The organism is Massilia sp. Root351, from assembly GCF_001425045.1.
Taxonomy (GTDB): domain Bacteria; phylum Pseudomonadota; class Gammaproteobacteria; order Burkholderiales; family Burkholderiaceae_D; genus Rugamonas.
Map to the genome: position 1 here is coordinate 467,031 of NZ_LMDJ01000001.1, position 16,076 is coordinate 483,106.

Sequence of the window (16,076 nt, forward strand, 5' to 3'; positions counted from 1 at the left end):
CCGTGCAATCGGCGCGTTCGCCGGTGAACAACAGAAAGGGCGGGACATGGCGGGCAGCGGCAAACTGGGATGGGGCGATTTGCATGTGCTGCACGCGGTGGCCAGCACCGGCTCGCTGTCGCAGGCGGCGGCGCTGCTGGGCACCAGCCATCCCACGGTGTTCCGCCGCATCCAGGCCATTGAGCAGACCCTGGGGGCGACGCTGTTCGAGCGCAGCCGCCAGGGCTATCGCGCGACCGCCGCAGCGGCTGAATTGCTGGAACTGGCCGAACATATTGCGCAGCGGCTGAACGACATGTCCGCTCCTGCCGCGCACGGCGCCGTCGGCGGCACGGTGCTGCTGAGCACGACTGAAACGATGCTGCCGACCGTGCTGCCGCCGGTGCTGGCCCGGCTGCGGGAAAGCGCGCCCGGGATACTGGTCGCGCTGGACATTGCGGACGGCCTGGCCAATCTGCAGCGGCGCGAGGCCGACGTGGCGCTGCGGGCCGGCGGCCAGCCGCCGGACGACCTGGTGGGCCGCGTGGTGTGCGGCATCGAGACCGCGGTGTACCGGCCGGCGGCGTGGCGGCCGGTCGACGAGGCGCGCCTCGCCGCAGTGCCGTGGGTCTGCCTGGATGACGGTTTTGCGCACCTGGCGTCGCTGCAGTGGCTGAAGCAGCGTGGCCTGCTGGCGCGCGCCGCCGCGCGCTGCAACAGCACCGTGGCCGTCATGCGGCTGGCGGAGCAGGGCATGGGCCTGGCGGTGCTGCCGTGCTACCTGGGCGACGCCAGCCCCGCGCTGCGGCGCGTGCTGCCGCCGCAGCCGCAGTTCCGGTCCGGGCTGTGGCTGCTGTCGCACGCCAGCACGCGCGGCGTGGCGCGCATCGGCGCCGTGCTGGAGGCGCTGGGCGACGGCCTGCGGCGGCAGGCGGACCTGTTCGAAGGCCGCCGTCCCTGGCCGGAGCCTTGATCGGCAAAGTCCACTTTCCCTGAGCCAGATCAACATGGGCTGCGCGCCGGCTTGCTATGTTGGCTTGCGGCCCTCCGCATTGTGCGGCCGCGCCGCGCTACCAGGAGACCACCATGGATCATTGCGGACCGGACCACATTGAAGTGCTGGACAAAAAAATCACCGCGCTGAGCGACGCGCTGGCGCACCTGGGCCAGGGCACCACGCTGAAAGAGCTGCTGCGCATCATCCGCTTCCCCGGCTACACTACCCCCGCCGAGTTCGCTTTCTCGGTCGCCATGCTCGACAGCATGGCCCACCAGGCCCGCATGCTCGAACAAATGGGCGACGATCTGCTCGCGGCCGCCAAGCAGGTGGGGCAGGAGGGCTGACGCGCGCTGCCGGCCTGTGGCTGCATTCAGTCCGCGGTCCCGCCGCCTTCCCGCCTGTTGCGCCGCGCTGACAAACCCTTGCGCTGAGGAAAATGTACGCTACACTGCCCTGGCCGCGTGCCGGGGCAGTGCGGCGTTCTTCCACTCTGAGGGGACATAGATGAAGCAGCTGTTTCGGGTAGTGTTGGCGGCCTTGCTGGCCTGTTCGTTCTTGCCGGCTGCGTCGGCGGCGAATGTGGGATCGGCGGACGAGGCGGTGGCGATGGTGAAGAAGGCGGCCGCCTACATCGCGGCCAACGGCAAGGACAAGGCCTACGCTGAAATTAACAACCCCAGCGGCCAGTTCAAGGACCGCGACCTGTATATCGCCGTGCTGGACACCAGGGGCGTGACCCTGGCGCACGGCGGCAACGCCAAGCTGATCGGCAAGCCCATGATCGACCTGAAGGACGTGGACGACAAGCACTTCATCAAGGCCTTCCTCGACGTGGCCGCCACCAAGGGCAGCGGCTGGGTCGACTACAAGTGGCCGAATCCGGTGAGCAAGGCCATCGAGAAAAAGTCCACCTACGTGGAGAAGGCCGGCGACCTGGTCATCATCTGCGGCATCTACAAAGGCTAGTCAGTTCAGTCCGCCGAAGCGCTGGTAGAAGGCGGGGCCGGCTTCGGCGGCGGTGTCATCCTCGCGCCGCAGCACGGCCAGCACGTGCTGCTCGGCGGCGCCCGCCACCAGGCGGTACAGTTCGCGCGCCAGCTCGTAGGCGGCGGCGCCCGGCCATGGATCGGGCAGCAGTTCCACCGGCAACTGCGGGTCGTGCAGCTGGACCCGGCGGTAGGCATGGATCAGCAGCGAGCGGATCACGAAGGCCTGCTCCGGCGCCGGGTGGTGCCCGCCGCGCAGCAGGGCCAGCAGCGGCTGGAACTGCGCGATGAATTGCTGGTAGCCATCCATCACGCCGCTCAAGTCCCAGCCCTCGTCTATCATTTCCCGCAGCGGACGGCCGCTGCGCGCGCCCGGCATCTGGGCGGCGTGGCAGATGAACAGCTTGTCGCGCGTGCCGGTGCGGGCCAGCAACTCGTCGAGCGTGTCCGGATTGCCGGCCGGGTGGCCGAACACGCCGGCCGACACCAGGCCGTAGCCTTCCCACACCAGTTCCTTGCGCAGCAGCGTGCGCTCCGCCGCGCCCAGGCTGTTGCCGCTCATCACCAGCGTCCAGTTGCCGTCCCAGTGCAGGTGCAGCGGCGAGTAGACGCGGCGCTGCGCGCGCGCCAGGCGGGCCTGCGATTCGGGCGGAATGGAGTACGACGAGCGCCGCCCGTCGCGCTGGGACACCAGCCAGCCCTCCTGCGCCAGCCGGAACACCGAGGTGCGCAGCAGCCTGTCGTTGACGCCGAACGGCGCCAGCAGCTCGATCAGGCTGCCCAGCCACACCACGCCGCCGTGCGGCACGATGGCGTCGCCGAAGATGGTCATGACCAGCGATTTGGAGCGCGGCGGGTCGCTGGCCAGGAAGTGGGCTATCCATTCGTTGCTGTTCAGGGTTTTCATCTTGCGCACGGGTGTTTTTCTCTCAAGCGGGGAGTTTACTTTGCTGTGGCTTCGGCGCAGCATTATTTTTCTTGGATCGGGCCATTCTGGCACCAACACGCCGCAAAGGGATACAGTTTTTTGATTTGAGTCAAAAAAACAGTATGCAAACGAATTTTTGTATCGTATGATGATTTTACACCCTTGACCAAGGAGACAAAACATGTACGCACAGATGGTTGAAACCGGCCTGAAGAAAGTTCAGACGAACGAGGACATGAGCGCCGACGAGCGCGCGTTCCAGGCCCGCATCGACGCCGGCGTGAAGATCGAGGCCAAGGACTGGATGCCCGACGCCTACCGCAAGACGCTGATCCGCCAGATCTCCCAGCATGCCCATTCCGAAATCGTCGGCCAGTTGCCCGAAGGTAACTGGGTGACGCGCGCGCCCACGCTGAAACGCAAGTCCGTGCTGCTGGCCAAGATCCAGGACGAAGCCGGCCACGGCCTGTACCTGTACAGCGCCGCCGAAACGCTGGGCGTTTCGCGCGACGAACTGCTGGCCGCCCTGCACAGCGGCAAAGCCAAGTATTCCAGCATCTTCAACTACCCCACGCTGAGCTGGGCCGACATGGGCGCCATCGGCTGGCTGGTGGACGGTTCGGCCATCATCAACCAGATCCCGCTGTGCCGCTGCTCCTACGGTCCGTATTCGCGCGCCATGATCCGCGTGTGCAAGGAAGAGTCCTTCCATGCGCGCCAGGGCTACGACATCATGATGTCGCTGGCCAAGGGCACGCCGGAACAGAAAGCCATGGCGCAGGACGCGCTGAACCGCTGGTGGTGGCCGTCGCTGATGATGTTCGGCCCGTCCGACGCCGAGTCGGTCAACAGCGCGCAGTCCGCGCAATGGCGCATCAAGCTGTTCTCGAACGACGAACTGCGCCAGCGCATGGTCGACCAGACCGTCCCGCAAGCCGAATACCTGGGCCTGACCGTGCCCGATCCCGACCTGAAATTCAACGCCGAAACCGGCCACTATGAATTCGGCGAAATCGACTGGAGCGAGTTCCAGGCTGTGCTGAAGGGCAACGGCCCGTGCAACCGCGAGCGCCTGCGCACCCGCGTCAAGGCCTACGAGGACGGCGAATGGTTCCGCGACGCGCTGGTGGCCTACGCCGACAAACACAAAGAGGAGAAGGCTGCGGCCTGAGGAGACATAAGATGAGCAAAGAATGGCCATTGTGGGAAGTATTCATCCGCAGCCAGCACGGCCTGGCGCACAAGCATGTGGGCAGCCTGCACGCGTCCGACGCCGCCATGGCGGTCAACAACGCGCGCGACGTCTACACCCGCCGCAATGAAGGCGTGAGCATCTGGGTGGTGAAAGCCACCGACATCGTGGCCAGCAGCCCGGGCGACAAGGACGCGCTGTTCGAACCGTCCAACAGCAAGGTTTATCGCCATCCCACCTTCTTCCCGATGCCGGAAGAAGTGAAGAACCTGTAAGCGGGACGCGGTCATGGACAAACTCATGGACGATAAGCTCGCCTGGCTGCTGCGCCAGGGCGACAATGCCCTGATCCTGAGCCAGCGCCTGTCGGAGCTGTGCGGCAAGGGGCCGGCGCTGGAAGAGGATATGGCGCTGACCAATGTGGCGCTGGACCTGCTGGGCCAGACCCGCATGTGGTACACCTGCGCCGGCGAACTGGAAGGCGCCGGCCGCGACGAGGACCGGCTGGCCTACCACCGCGACGCGCACGATTTCAAGAACTGCCTGCTGGTGGAGCAGCCGAACGGCAACTACGCCGACACCATGGTGCGCCAGTTCTACTTCGACACCTGGCACTACTTCTTCATCGGCGCGCTGACCAGCTCCGGCGATGAGCGCATCCGCGAGATCGCCGAGAAGTCGCTGAAGGAAGTGACCTACCACCTGCGCCGCAGCGGCGACCTGATCGTGCGCCTGGGCGACGGTACTGAAGTCAGCCGCGCCAAGACGCAGACGGCGGCCGACGAGCTGTGGATGTACACCGGCGAGTTCTTCAACTACGACGCGGTGGACCAGGCCATGGTGGCCGCCGGCGTGGCCCCGGCTTGCGAGCCGCTGCGCGCGCAATGGCTGGCGCACGTGAGCGACATCTTCGGCGAAGCCACGTTGACGATGCCGTCGCCGGACGCCTGGATGCAGAAGGGCGGCAAGCAGGGCGTGCACAGCGAGCACCTGGGCTACCTGCTGGCCGAAATGCAGTTCCTGCAGCGCGCCTATCCCGGATCGGAGTGGTAAGTGAACGCCGCCGCCGCTGTTGCCGCCACGGGCGCCGCCGTCACCGCTGAGCAGGTCTGGGCCTGGCTCGCCGAGGTGGCCGATCCGGAAATCCCCGTGATCTCCGTGGTCGACCTGGGCATCGTGCGCGACGTGGCCGTGGCGGAGGGCGGTGCTTGCACCGTCACCATCACGCCCACCTACTCGGGCTGCCCGGCCATGCAGGTGATCGCGGACGCCGTCACCGACGCGCTGCGCGAGCGCGGCATCGCGCAGGTGGACCTGCGCACGCAGCTGTCGCCGGCATGGACCACCGACTGGATGAGCGAAGAGGGCAAGGCCAAGCTGAAGGGCTACGGCATCGCCCCGCCCGCGCAGCAGGTGGTCGACATCAGCGGCTTGCGCCGCGGGGCTTCCGGCACTGCCGACCTGGCCGCCGGCCTTCGTGCCAATATCAAGCGCGGCGCCATTGCGCGGCCCAAGGTGGTGTGCCCCCATTGCGGCTCCAGCCACACCGAAAACACCAGCCAGTTCGGTTCCACGCCTTGCAAGGCGCTGTACAAGTGCCTCGATTGCCGCGAGCCGTTCGACTACTTCAAGTGCCACTGAGAGCATAACCATTATGAGCAAATTCTATCCGCTGTCCGTCGCCCAGGTGAGCAACGAAACGCGCGACTGCATCGCCGTCACCTTCGCCGTGCCGCCCGAACTGGAAGAGAGCTTCAAATACCAGCAAGGCCAGCACCTTACGCTGCGCACCCATATCAACACCGAAGACGTGCGCCGCTCGTACTCGATCTGCTCCGCCGTGCAGGACGGCGCGCTGCGCGTGGCCATCAAGCGCACGCCCGGCGGCATGTTCTCCACCTGGGCCAACGACACGCTGAAGCCGGGCACGGTGATCGAAGTGATGCCGCCCATGGGCCACTTCAACGTGCCGCTGAACGCCGCCAACCGCAAGAACTACATGGCGTTCGCGGCCGGCAGCGGCATCACGCCTATCCTGTCCATCATCAAGACCACGCTGCTGACGGAGCCGAACAGCCGCTTCACGCTGTTCTACGGCAACCGCGCCTCGTCGTCGGTGATCTTCAAGAACGAACTGGCCGACCTGAAGGACATTTACACCGACCGCCTGAACATCGCTTACGTGATGAGCCGCGAGCAGCAGGATATCGAACTGTTCAACGGCCGCATCACCAAGGAAAAAGCGCAGCAGTTCCTGCAGCACTGGGTGCGCGTGGCGGACTACGACAACGCCTTCATCTGCGGCCCGGAAGACATGATGCACGGCGTCTCGGCCGCGCTGCAGGAAGCGGGCATGCCGAAGGCGAACATCAAGATCGAACTGTTCGCGGCCAGCATCCCGAAGCACCAGCACAAGCCGCGCGCGCAAGCAGAGGTGGGTACCGGGCTGACAGAGGTGACGGTGGTCATGGACGGCAACCACACCATGTTCACCATGGACCGCGACAAGGAATCCATCCTGGACGCCGGTCTGCGCGCCGGCATCGACATGCGCTACTCGTGCAAGGGCGGCGTGTGCTCCACCTGCCGCTGCAAGGTGCTGGACGGGAAAGTGGACATGGACGTGAACTACGCGCTGGAAGACTACGAGATCGCGCGCGGCTTCGTGCTGAGCTGCCAGAGCTTCCCGGTGACGGACAAGGTGGTGGTCGACTTCGACCAGCACGAATAAACCTGGGCTCAGACCCGCTGGGTCCGACCCCTGCTTTAACGGAGACGCCATGAGTTACGAGAACATCCTGTTTGAAATCAAAGGCGGTATCGCCAAGCTGACCCTGAACCGCCCGGACAAGCTGAACAGCTTCACCCAGGCCATGCACCTGGAAGTGCGCGACGCGCTGGCCAAGGTGCAGGCCGACAAATCCGTGCGCGTGCTGCTGCTCACCGGCGCGGGACGCGGCTTCTGCGCCGGCCAGGACCTGGGCGACCGCGCCGTGGAACCCGGCGCCGCAGGCGTGGACCTGGGCGACTCGGTGGAGAAATTCTACGCCCCGCTGGTGCTCACGCTGCGCAGCCTGCCCATGCCCGTCATTTGCGCCGTGAACGGCGTGGCGGCAGGCGCAGGGGCCAACCTGGCGCTGGCCTGCGACATCGTCATTGCCGGCAAATCGGCCAGCTTCGTGGAAGCGTTCTGCCGCCTGGGCCTGATCCCGGACACCGGCGGCACCTGGATCTTGCCGCGTTTGATCGGCATGGCGCGCGCCACCGGCCTGGCCATGCTGGGCGAGAAGCTCACCGCCGACCGTGCCGAGCAGTGGGGCCTGATCTGGAAAGCCGTGCCCGACGAACTGCTGATGACCGAAGCCGCCGCCATGGCCGAACACTTTGCCGCCGCGCCGACCAAGGGCCTGGCCTTCACCAAGAAAGCGCTGCAGATCAGCCACTGCAATTCGCTGCCCGAGCAGCTCAAGCTGGAAGGTGAGATGATGCGCGAGCTGGGTTACAGCCATGACTACCGCGAAGGCGTGGCCGCCTTCATCGGCAAGCGCACGCCCGAGTTCAAAGGAGAGTAAGCAATGGCAGCTCTGGATAAAGCCAGCGTCGTCGCCGTCATCGGCAGCGGCGCCATGGGTTCGGGTATTGCGCAGGTGGCGGCGGCCGCCGGCCACACGGTCAAGCTGTACGACACGCGCGCCGAGGCGGTGCACAAGGCCATCGCCGACATCGCCAAGGTCTACCAGAAGCTGGTGCACAAGGAGCGCATGAGCGCCGCCGACGCGCAAGCCGCCACTGCCCGCCTGCAGGCGGCCGACGGCCTGGCCGGCATGGCCGATGCCGCGCTGGTGGTGGAAGCCATCGTCGAGAACCTGGACGTGAAGCGCTCCCTGTTCGCCGACCTGGAAGGCATCGTTGGCGACGAGTGCATCCTGGCCACCAATACTTCCTCGATTTCCGTCACCGCCATCGCCGCCAGGCTGCGCCGCCCGCAGCGCCTGGTGGGCATGCACTTCTTCAATCCGGTGCCGCTGATGGCGCTGGTGGAAGTGATCAGCGGCCTGGCCACCGAACCTGCCGTGGCAGAGACGGTGTCCGATACGGCGGTCGCATGGGGCAAGAATCCGGTGTACGCCAAGTCCACCCCCGGCTTCATCGTCAACCGCGTGGCGCGCCCGTATTACGCCGAAGGCCTGCGCCTGCTCAACGAGCAGGCCGCCGACGCCGCCACCATCGACGCCGTGATGCGCGAGGCGGGCGGCTTCCGCATGGGGCCATTCGAGCTGATGGACCTGATCGGGCACGACGTGAACTACTCCGTCACCCAGTCGGTCTTCAACGCCTATTACAGCGATCCGCGCTTCACGCCGTCGGTGATCCAGCAGGAGCTGGTGAACGCCGGCTTCCTGGGCCGCAAGTCGGGCCGTGGCTTCTACGCCTACGGCGACGGCGCCGTGGTGCCGCCAGCGCAAAGCGAGGCGGCGCAAGCCAGGCCTGAATACGTGAGCTACAGCGTGGAACCAGGCGCCAGTGGCGCATCGTGCGTGACGGACGCCGTGCTGGCGCGCTTCCAGGAGCGCGGCATCGCCGTCACGCTGCGCAAGGCCAGCGAGGCGCACGGCCACGCTGCGGCGATCGTGCAGGAGCATGCGCCGGCCTTCCATTGCAACGGCGCGGCCGTCTATCTGACCGATGGCCGCAGCGCTACCCAGCGCGCGGCCGACAACAAGCATCCGGACACGGTGGTGTTCGACCTGGCGTACGATTACGGCAAAGCCACCCGCATCGCCATCGCCGCCGCCGACCAGTGCAGCGCTTCAGCGTACAGCGCCGTGGTGGGCCTGTTCCAGGCCGCCGGCTTCGCCGTGACGAAACTGGACGACGTGCCCGGGCTGGCCGTGATGCGCACCGTGGCCATGCTGGCCAACGAAGCGGCCGATGCGGTCAACCAGGGCGTGTGCAGCGCGCAGGGCGCGGACGTCGCCATGCAGAAGGGCGTGAACTATCCGCGCGGGCCGCTGGCCTGGGCCGACGCCGTCGGCGTCGATCGCATCGCCACCGTATTGGGCAACCTCGCAGCCGCTTATGGCGAAGACCGCTACCGCGTGTCGCCGCTGCTGCGCCGCAAACAGGCATCGGGAGCGAAATTCCATGCATAAAGACGCACCGGTTTTAACCGCCGCCGAGGCGCAGGCGCTGGCCCGGGCCGCCGGCGACGCGATGTATGCGCGCGACCGCGCCACCCAGGCCATGGGCATGCTGCTGGCCGAGATCCGGCCCGGCTATGCGCGCATGACCATGCCGGTAAGGGAAGACATGCTGAACGGGCACCAGACCTGCCACGGCGGCTTTATTTTCGCGTTGGCGGACAGCGCCTTCGCGTTTGCGTGCAACAGCCACAACCAAAACACGGTGGGCGCCGGCTGCACGATCGAGTACCTGGCCCCCGGCCGCCATCACGACCTGCTGACGGCCGAAGCCGTGGAGCAGGCGCTGGCCGGCAAGAGCGGCATCTACGACGTCAAGGTCAGCAACCAGGACGGACGCATCATCGCCCTGTTCCGTGGCAAGTCGCACCGCGTCAGCGGAGAAGTGGCGCCGCAGCAGGGTTAGTTCAAGAATACGAGGAGACAGCAATGGTTCAACGCAATCCCGCCCCAGCCGACCTGGAGCCTATCGAACGCGCCAGCAAGGACGAGCTGCAGGCGCTGCAACTGGAACGCATGAAGTGGACGTTGAAGCATGCGTATGAAAACGTGCCGCACTACCGCGCGGCATTCGACGAGAAGGGCGTACATCCGGACGACCTGAAGACATTGGCCGACCTGGCCAAGTTCCCCTTCACGGACAAGAAGACCCTGCGCGACAATTATCCCTTCGGCCTGTTCGCGGTACCGCGCGAGAAAGTGGTGCGCATCCACGCCTCTAGCGGCACCACCGGCAAGGCCACCGTGGTGGGCTACACGCAAAACGACATCGACACCTGGGCCAACGTGGTGGCGCGCTCCATCCGCGCCGCGGGCGGCCGCGCCGGCGACATGGTGCACATCTCCTACGGCTATGGCCTGTTCACCGGCGGCCTGGGCGCGCACTACGGCGCCGAGCGGCTGGGCTGCACCGTGATCCCCATGTCCGGCGGCCAGACCGAGAAGCAGGTGCAGCTGATCCAGGACTTCAAGCCCGAGATCATCATGGTCACGCCGTCCTACATGCTCAACATCATCGAGGAATTCCAGCGCCAGGGACTGGACGCGGCCGAATCGTCGCTGAAGGTGGGCATCTTCGGCGCCGAACCGTGGACCGACGCCATGCGCGCCGAGATCGAGGCGCGCGCCGGCATCGACGCGGTGGACATCTACGGCCTGTCCGAAGTGATGGGCCCCGGCGTGGCCAGCGAATGCATCGAGTCGAAGGACGGCCCGGTGATCTGGGAAGACCATTTCTACCCCGAGATCATCGACCCCGACACCGGCGAAGTGCTGCCGGACGGCTCGGACGGCGAACTGGTGTTCACCTCGCTGTCGAAGGAAGCGCTGCCCATCATCCGCTACCGCACGCGCGACCTGACCCGTTTGCTGCCGCCGACTTCGCGCTCCATGCGCCGCATCGGCAAGATCACCGGCCGCTCGGACGACATGATGATCATCCGCGGCGTGAACGTGTTTCCGACCCAGATCGAAGAGCTGATCTGCAAGATGCCGAAGCTGGCGCCGCAATACCAGCTGGTGGTGAGCCGCGACGGCCACCTGGACAAGCTGGACGTGATCGGCGAACTGCGCCCGGAGCTGACCGGCAAGCTGACCGCCAACGAAGTGGAGGCGCTGGCGCGCGAGCTGGAACACGCCATCAAGACCTATGTCGGCGTCACCACCCGTGTCAGCCTGCTGGCATCGAACAGCATCGAACGCACCATGACCGGCAAGGCCAGGCGCGTCATCGACAAACGACCAAAGATAGTCTAAGGAACCAACATGAACGAAGCATTCATCTGTGACGCGGTACGCACCCCCTTCGGCCGCTACGGCGGAGCACTTTCCGGCGTGCGCGCCGACGACCTGGCGGCACTGCCCATCGCCGCGCTCAAGGAGCGCAACCCCGGCGTCAACTGGGCCGAGGTGGACGACGTCTACTACGGCTGCGCCAACGGGGCGGGCGAGGACAACCGCAACGTGGGCCGCATGGCGGTGCTGCTGGCCGGCTTGCCGGTCGACGTGCCGGCCAACACCATCAACCGCCTGTGCGGTTCCAGCCTGGACGCGGTGGGCATCGCCGCGCGCGCCATCAAGTCCGGCGAGGCGCACCTGGTCATCGCCGGCGGCGTGGAGAGCATGACGCGCGCGCCTTTCGTCATGGGCAAGGCCGACAGCGCCTTCTCGCGCGCCGCCAAGATCGAGGACACCACCATCGGCTGGCGCTTCGTCAATCCGCTGATGAAGGCGCAGCACGGCATCGACTCGATGCCGGAGACGGCGGAAAACGTGGCCAATGAATTCAACATCAGCCGCGCCGACCAGGACGCGTTCGCCGTGCGCAGCCAGCAGCGCTGGGCGGCAGCCCACGCGGCGGGCCACTTCAAGAGCGAGATCGTGCCGGTGACGATCCTTCAAAAGAAGGGCGAAGCGAAGGTTGTCGACACCGACGAGCACCCGCGCCCGGACACCACCATCGAGATGCTGGCCAAGCTGAAGGGCGTGGTCAAGCCGGACGGCAGCGTCACGGCGGGCAATGCGTCCGGCGTGAACGACGGCGCCTGCGCCATCCTGCTGGCTTCGGCTGCGGCGGTGGACAAGTACGGCCTGAAGCCGCGCGGCAAGGTGCTGGGCATGGCAACTGCGGGACTGGCGCCGCGCATCATGGGCTTCGGCCCCGCGCCCGCATCGAAGAAGGTGCTGGCGCAACTGGGCCTGACCATAGAACAGATGGACGTGATCGAACTGAACGAAGCGTTCGCCGCGCAGGGCCTGGCCGTGACGCGCGACCTGGGCCTGGCCGACGACGCCGCCCACGTCAACCCGAACGGCGGCGCCATCGCTATCGGCCACCCGCTGGGCGCCTCCGGCGCGCGCCTGGTAACGGCCGCGCTGAACCAGCTGGAACGCACGGGCGGCCGCTATGCCCTGTGCACCATGTGTATCGGAGTGGGGCAGGGCATTGCACTGGTAATTGAACGCGTTTGAACACGATCCAAAACTAAAACTACGGAGACAACAATGTTCACGAATATCCTGAAAAAGACCGCCATCGCCGCTTCCTTGATCCTCGCCGCCGGCAGCGCGCTGGCCCAGAACATCAAGATCGGCTCGGTGCTGTCGGTATCCGGCCCGGCCGCCTTCCTGGGCGATCCCGAGCTGAAAACGCTGCAGATGTATGTCGAGAAGATCAACGCCGAAGGCGGCGTATTGGGCCGCAAGCTGGAACTGGTGCACTACGACGACGGCAGCGACGCCGCCAAGGCCAACGGCTTTACCAAGCGCCTGATCGAGTCCGACAAGGTCGACGTGCTGATCGGCGGCACCACCACCGGCGCCACCATGGCCATGGCGCCGCTGGTGGACAAGGCGGGCCTGCCGTTCATCTCGCTGGCCGGCGCGGTGGTCATCATCGACCCGGTGAAGAAGTGGGTCTTCAAGACTCCGCACACCGACCGCATGGCTGCCGAGAAGGTATTCGAGGACATGAAGAAGCGCGGCATCAGCAAGGTGGGCCTGCTGTCCGAAACCAGCGGCTTCGGCGCCTCCGGCCGCAAGGAATCGCAGATTGTCGCCTCCAAATACGGCATCACGCTGGTGGCCGATGAAACCTACGGCCCGAAAGACACCGACGTCACGGCCCAGCTGACCCGCATCAAGAACACCGCAGGCGTGCAGGCGGTGTTCGTGTTCGGCCTGGGCCAGGGCCCGGCGGTGGTGACCAAGAACTACGGCCAGCTGGGCATGACCGCGCTGCCGATGTACCAGTCGCACGGCGTGGCGTCGGACGAGTATCTGAAGCTGTCCGGCAAGGCCGCCGAAGGCGTGCGCCTGCCGACGCCTGCGCTGCTGATCGGCCAGATGCTGCCGGCCACCGACCCGCAGAAGGCCATCGTCACCGGCTACGACAAGGCTTACCGCGACCGCTACAAGGTGGAACCATCGACCTTCGGCGGCTACGCGCTGGACGCGCTGAACCTGTCGGTGGACGCCATCAAGCGCGCCGGCGGCACCGACAAGGAAAAAGTCCGCACCGCGCTGGAACAGACCAAGGGCTTCGTGTCCACCACCGGCGTGTTCAACATGACGGCCAAGGATCACATGGGCCTGGACCTGTCGGCGTTCCGCATGGTCGAAGTGAAGAACGGCGACTGGCAGTTGCTGAAGTAAGCAGGGGACCGCTATGCTCGCCCAATTCCTGCAATTCCTGTACTCGGGAATGACGGTCGGCTCCGCCTATGCACTGGCGGCGCTCGGCTTTACCATCATCTACAACACCAGCGGCGTGATCAATTTCGCCCAGGGCGAATTCATCATGCTGGGCGGGATGCTGGCCGCGATGATGGCGGGGGCGGGCGTGCCGCTGCCGCTGGCCATCATCGGCGCCGTCATCCTCACCGCCATTGTCGGCCTGGTGATGGAAAAAGCGGTGATCGAACCGGCGCAGAACGCGCAGGTGGTCACGCTGATCATCATCACCATCGGCGCCTCGCTGGTGGTGCGCGGGCTGGTGCAGATCTGGCTCGGCAAGGGCACGCACACGCTGCCAGCCTTCTCGGGCGACGCGCCGATCGAGTTCCTGGGCGCCAGCCTGCTGCCGCAAAGTCTGTGGGTGCTTGGGGTGACCCTGCTGATCGTGGCGGCGCTGGGCTGGTTCTTCGGCCGCACGCTGCTGGGCAAGGCCATGCTGGCCACCTCGCACAACAAGCTGGCCGCGCAGCTGGTGGGCATCAACACGCGCCGCGTGCTGCTGCTGTCGTTCGGCCTGGCCGCGCTGCTGGGCGCCGTCGGCGGGGCGCTGCTGGCGCCCATCACCTACACCTCCTATGACGCCGGCATCATGCTGGGCCTGAAGGGCTTCGTGGCGGCGGTGCTGGGCGGCTTGGGCGGCGGCGTGGGCGCCATCGCGGGCGGGCTGATACTGGGCATCGCCGAGGCCATGACGGCCGGCTACATTTCGTCGGCCTACAAGGACGCGGTGCCCTTCGTGCTGATCCTGCTGATCCTGTTCTTCATGCCGCGCGGACTGTTCGGCGCCAAAGTGTCGGAGCGCGTATGAAGACCTTCGCTTCCCGCCGGGTGGCACATCCTGGCCTGCTGATCCTGGCGCTGGTGCTGGCCGCGCTGCCGCTGCTGCTGCCGAACGCTTACTACTTCGACGTGGCGATCCGCATCGCCCTGAACGCGGTAGTGGTCATCGGCCTGAACCTGCTGATGGGCTACACCGGCCAGATCAGCCTGGGCCACGCCGGCTTCTTCGGCCTGGGCGCGTACGCCTCAGCCGTGCTGACCACGCATTTCAACTGGCCACCGGCGGCCGCGCTGGCTGCCGGCGCCGCCGCCACCGGCCTGCTGGCTTTCGTGCTGGCGCGCCCGGTGCTCAAGCTGAAAGGCCACACGCTGGCCATGGCCACGCTGGGCCTGGGCATCATCATCTCGATCGCCATCAACAACGAGGGCCAGTGGACCGGCGGGCCGGACGGCATTTCGGTGCCTGGCTTCGCCGTGTTCGGCTTTGAAATCACCGGCGAAAAATCGTGGTACGCCGTGGCTGCCGCCTTGCTGCTGCTGGTGACCTGGTTCGCGCTGAACCTGATCGATTCGCCGGTGGGCCGCGCGCTGCAGGCCATCCACGGTTCCGAAGTCGCTTCGCGCGTGGTCGGCATCGACACGACACGCTTCAAGGTGCGGGTGTTCGTGCTGTCGGCCGTGGTGGCCAGCATCGCGGGCAGCATCAGCGCGCACTACATCGGCTTCATCACGCCCAATATGGCGGGCTTCTTCCACTCCATCGAGCTGGTGACGATGGTGGTGGTGGGCGGCATGGCGTCGGTGTTCGGCTCCATCCTCGGCGCCGCGCTGCTGACCTTGCTGCCGCAGCTGCTGTCCGCCTTCGAAGGCTGGGAAGTGGTGGTGTTCGGCGCCATCCTGATGCTGACCATGATCTTCCTGCCGCGCGGCCTGGTGCCGTCGCTGGCGCGCCGCCGCAGCAAGCCGGCGCCGGCCGAAGGCGCTGCGCTGCAGCTGGTGAAGAAGCAGGGAGGCGGCCATGCTTGAGATCCGCAACCTGAGCAAGAGCTTCGGCGGCGTGCACGCGGTGCAGGACGTGAGCTTTGCCATCAAGGAGGGCTCCATCCATTCGGTGATCGGTCCCAACGGCGCCGGCAAGACCACGCTGTTCAACCTGATCACCGGCGTCTACACGCCGACCAGGGGCGAGATCCTGCTGCGCGGCGAGAACGTGGCCGGCATGTCGCCGGACGCGCTGGCGCGGCGCGGCATGAGCCGCACCTTCCAGAACCTGCAGATCTGCCTGAACATGACGGCCATCGACAACGTGATGGTGGGCGCGCACCTGCGCCTGAACCAGAACCTGTTCGCGTCCATGCTGCGCCTGCCGTCGGTGCGCAAGGCCGACCGGGTGTGCCGCGACGAGGCCGCGCAGCTGATGGATTTCGTCGGCGTGGGCCAGTATGTGGACGCCGACTCGACCCAGATGCCGTACGGCGCGCTGAAACGGCTGGAGATCGCGCGGGCGCTGGCGGCGCGGCCGAAAGTGCTGCTGCTGGACGAACCGGCCGCTGGCCTGAACCACACCGAGACCGGCGAGATCGAGGCCTTGATCCGCAAGGTGGCGCAGTCCGGCGTGACGGTGGTGCTGGTGGAGCACGACATGAAGCTGGTGATGAATCTATCCGACCATATCCTGGTGCTGGACTACGGCAAGAAGCTGGCCGAAGGCACGGCGGCCGAAGTGCGCGCCAATCCGGACGTGGTGGCGGCCTATCTGGGAGCGGCAGCATGAGGG

At 66.3% G+C, this 16,076-nt stretch carries 18 protein-coding genes; 17 read left to right on the forward strand and 1 reads right to left on the reverse strand.

The genetic code is table 11. The features are described from left to right. The first annotated feature begins 46 nt into the window (after positions 1 to 46). From ASD15_RS02090 to ASD15_RS02100, 3 genes are all read left to right on the forward strand, one after another. Positions 47 to 952 (forward strand): LysR family transcriptional regulator, encoded by a 906-nt coding sequence (locus ASD15_RS02090; protein WP_057153083.1) that lies wholly within the window; start codon positions 47 to 49, stop codon positions 950 to 952. A 113-nt stretch (positions 953 to 1,065) separates the two neighbouring features. Next, complete coding sequence (locus ASD15_RS02095) at positions 1,066 to 1,323, forward strand: hypothetical protein (RefSeq protein WP_057153084.1); 258 nt, start codon at positions 1,066 to 1,068, stop codon at positions 1,321 to 1,323. 160 nt (positions 1,324 to 1,483) lie between these two features. Further along, the gene (locus ASD15_RS02100) at positions 1,484 to 1,945 is read left to right on the forward strand and encodes a cache domain-containing protein (RefSeq protein ID WP_057153085.1); all 462 of its coding nucleotides are present in this window, start codon (positions 1,484 to 1,486) and stop codon (positions 1,943 to 1,945) included. Here ASD15_RS02100 and paaX read toward each other — a convergent pair whose 3' ends face one another. After that, the gene (gene paaX / locus ASD15_RS02105; protein ID WP_057153086.1) at positions 1,946 to 2,872 is read right to left on the reverse strand and encodes a phenylacetic acid degradation operon negative regulatory protein PaaX; all 927 of its coding nucleotides are present in this window, start codon (positions 2,870 to 2,872) and stop codon (positions 1,946 to 1,948) included. Between the two features lie 202 nt (positions 2,873 to 3,074). On the opposite strand from paaX, the gene paaA reads away from it, so the two are divergent. The 14 genes from paaA to ASD15_RS02175 are packed head-to-tail and all read left to right on the forward strand — an operon-like array spanning position 3,075 to position 16,073. Further along, positions 3,075 to 4,064, forward strand: coding sequence for a 1,2-phenylacetyl-CoA epoxidase subunit PaaA (paaA, locus tag ASD15_RS02110; protein ID WP_057153087.1), 990 nt, complete (start codon positions 3,075 to 3,077; stop codon positions 4,062 to 4,064). Between the two features lie 11 nt (positions 4,065 to 4,075). Continuing rightward, positions 4,076 to 4,360 carry a 1,2-phenylacetyl-CoA epoxidase subunit PaaB gene (paaB, locus tag ASD15_RS02115; protein ID WP_057153088.1) on the forward strand — a complete coding sequence of 95 codons (285 nt, stop codon included), beginning with the start codon at positions 4,076 to 4,078 and terminating at the stop codon, positions 4,358 to 4,360. 13 nt (positions 4,361 to 4,373) lie between these two features. Then, entirely contained in the window at positions 4,374 to 5,138 is a 765-nt protein-coding gene (paaC, locus tag ASD15_RS02120; protein ID WP_082551490.1) for a 1,2-phenylacetyl-CoA epoxidase subunit PaaC, read from the forward strand. After that, positions 5,139 to 5,726, forward strand: a complete 588-nt coding sequence (gene paaD / locus ASD15_RS02125; protein ID WP_057153089.1) for a 1,2-phenylacetyl-CoA epoxidase subunit PaaD — start codon at positions 5,139 to 5,141, stop codon at positions 5,724 to 5,726. A 13-nt stretch (positions 5,727 to 5,739) separates the two neighbouring features. Next, positions 5,740 to 6,816 (forward strand): 1,2-phenylacetyl-CoA epoxidase subunit PaaE, encoded by a 1,077-nt coding sequence (paaE, locus tag ASD15_RS02130; RefSeq protein ID WP_057153090.1) that lies wholly within the window; start codon positions 5,740 to 5,742, stop codon positions 6,814 to 6,816. A 49-nt stretch (positions 6,817 to 6,865) separates the two neighbouring features. Further along, the gene (gene paaG, locus ASD15_RS02135) at positions 6,866 to 7,657 is read left to right on the forward strand and encodes a 2-(1,2-epoxy-1,2-dihydrophenyl)acetyl-CoA isomerase PaaG (protein WP_057153091.1); all 792 of its coding nucleotides are present in this window, start codon (positions 6,866 to 6,868) and stop codon (positions 7,655 to 7,657) included. A 3-nt stretch (positions 7,658 to 7,660) separates the two neighbouring features. After that, positions 7,661 to 9,238, forward strand: coding sequence for a 3-hydroxyacyl-CoA dehydrogenase PaaH (gene paaH / locus ASD15_RS02140; protein WP_057153092.1), 1,578 nt, complete (start codon positions 7,661 to 7,663; stop codon positions 9,236 to 9,238). Then, on the forward strand, positions 9,231 to 9,692 hold the full coding sequence (paaI, locus tag ASD15_RS02145; RefSeq protein WP_057153093.1) for a hydroxyphenylacetyl-CoA thioesterase PaaI: 462 nt from the start codon (positions 9,231 to 9,233) through the stop codon (positions 9,690 to 9,692). Before paaH ends, paaI begins: the two co-directional genes overlap by 8 nt. A gap of 23 nt (positions 9,693 to 9,715) precedes the next feature. Then, complete coding sequence (paaK, locus tag ASD15_RS02150; RefSeq protein ID WP_057153094.1) at positions 9,716 to 11,041, forward strand: phenylacetate--CoA ligase PaaK; 1,326 nt, start codon at positions 9,716 to 9,718, stop codon at positions 11,039 to 11,041. A gap of 9 nt (positions 11,042 to 11,050) precedes the next feature. Beyond that, positions 11,051 to 12,256: a 3-oxoadipyl-CoA thiolase gene (gene pcaF / locus ASD15_RS02155; RefSeq protein WP_057153095.1), complete on the forward strand. Its 1,206-nt coding sequence runs from the start codon at positions 11,051 to 11,053 to the stop codon at positions 12,254 to 12,256. Between the two features lie 33 nt (positions 12,257 to 12,289). Further along, complete coding sequence (locus ASD15_RS02160) at positions 12,290 to 13,438, forward strand: ABC transporter substrate-binding protein (RefSeq protein ID WP_057153096.1); 1,149 nt, start codon at positions 12,290 to 12,292, stop codon at positions 13,436 to 13,438. Positions 13,439 to 13,451: 13 nt separating this feature from the next. Continuing rightward, positions 13,452 to 14,327 (forward strand): branched-chain amino acid ABC transporter permease, encoded by an 876-nt coding sequence (locus tag ASD15_RS02165; RefSeq protein ID WP_057153097.1) that lies wholly within the window; start codon positions 13,452 to 13,454, stop codon positions 14,325 to 14,327. Then, positions 14,324 to 15,325 (forward strand): branched-chain amino acid ABC transporter permease, encoded by a 1,002-nt coding sequence (locus ASD15_RS02170; protein WP_057153098.1) that lies wholly within the window; start codon positions 14,324 to 14,326, stop codon positions 15,323 to 15,325. The genes ASD15_RS02165 and ASD15_RS02170 overlap by 4 nt, the downstream gene beginning before the upstream one ends. After that, a complete protein-coding gene (locus ASD15_RS02175; protein WP_057153099.1) occupies positions 15,318 to 16,073 on the forward strand; it encodes an ABC transporter ATP-binding protein in 756 nt (251 codons plus the stop codon). Before ASD15_RS02170 ends, ASD15_RS02175 begins: the two co-directional genes overlap by 8 nt. The last annotated feature ends 3 nt before the right edge of the window (positions 16,074 to 16,076 follow it).

Excerpts from the sequence above, each read along its gene's own strand:
- paaB (WP_057153088.1), top strand. The coding sequence starts at position 4,076 with ATGAGCAAAGAATGGCCATTGTGGGAAGTATTCATCCGCAGCCAGCAC.
- paaX (WP_057153086.1), bottom strand. The coding sequence starts at position 2,872 with ATGAAAACCCTGAACAGCAACGAATGGATAGCCCACTTCCTGGCCAGC.
- ASD15_RS02170 (WP_057153098.1), top strand. The coding sequence starts at position 14,324 with ATGAAGACCTTCGCTTCCCGCCGGGTGGCACATCCTGGCCTGCTGATC.
- ASD15_RS02090 (WP_057153083.1), top strand. The coding sequence starts at position 47 with ATGGCGGGCAGCGGCAAACTGGGATGGGGCGATTTGCATGTGCTGCAC.
- paaK (WP_057153094.1), top strand. The coding sequence starts at position 9,716 with ATGGTTCAACGCAATCCCGCCCCAGCCGACCTGGAGCCTATCGAACGC.
- ASD15_RS02175 (WP_057153099.1), top strand. The coding sequence starts at position 15,318 with ATGCTTGAGATCCGCAACCTGAGCAAGAGCTTCGGCGGCGTGCACGCG.
- paaH (WP_057153092.1), top strand. The coding sequence starts at position 7,661 with ATGGCAGCTCTGGATAAAGCCAGCGTCGTCGCCGTCATCGGCAGCGGC.
- paaE (WP_057153090.1), top strand. The coding sequence starts at position 5,740 with ATGAGCAAATTCTATCCGCTGTCCGTCGCCCAGGTGAGCAACGAAACG.
- paaI (WP_057153093.1), top strand. The coding sequence starts at position 9,231 with ATGCATAAAGACGCACCGGTTTTAACCGCCGCCGAGGCGCAGGCGCTG.
- paaG (WP_057153091.1), top strand. The coding sequence starts at position 6,866 with ATGAGTTACGAGAACATCCTGTTTGAAATCAAAGGCGGTATCGCCAAG.
- paaA (WP_057153087.1), top strand. The coding sequence starts at position 3,075 with ATGTACGCACAGATGGTTGAAACCGGCCTGAAGAAAGTTCAGACGAAC.
- ASD15_RS02100 (WP_057153085.1), top strand. The coding sequence starts at position 1,484 with ATGAAGCAGCTGTTTCGGGTAGTGTTGGCGGCCTTGCTGGCCTGTTCG.
- ASD15_RS02095 (WP_057153084.1), top strand. The coding sequence starts at position 1,066 with ATGGATCATTGCGGACCGGACCACATTGAAGTGCTGGACAAAAAAATC.
- pcaF (WP_057153095.1), top strand. The coding sequence starts at position 11,051 with ATGAACGAAGCATTCATCTGTGACGCGGTACGCACCCCCTTCGGCCGC.
- ASD15_RS02165 (WP_057153097.1), top strand. The coding sequence starts at position 13,452 with ATGCTCGCCCAATTCCTGCAATTCCTGTACTCGGGAATGACGGTCGGC.
- paaC (WP_082551490.1), top strand. The coding sequence starts at position 4,374 with ATGGACAAACTCATGGACGATAAGCTCGCCTGGCTGCTGCGCCAGGGC.
- ASD15_RS02160 (WP_057153096.1), top strand. The coding sequence starts at position 12,290 with ATGTTCACGAATATCCTGAAAAAGACCGCCATCGCCGCTTCCTTGATC.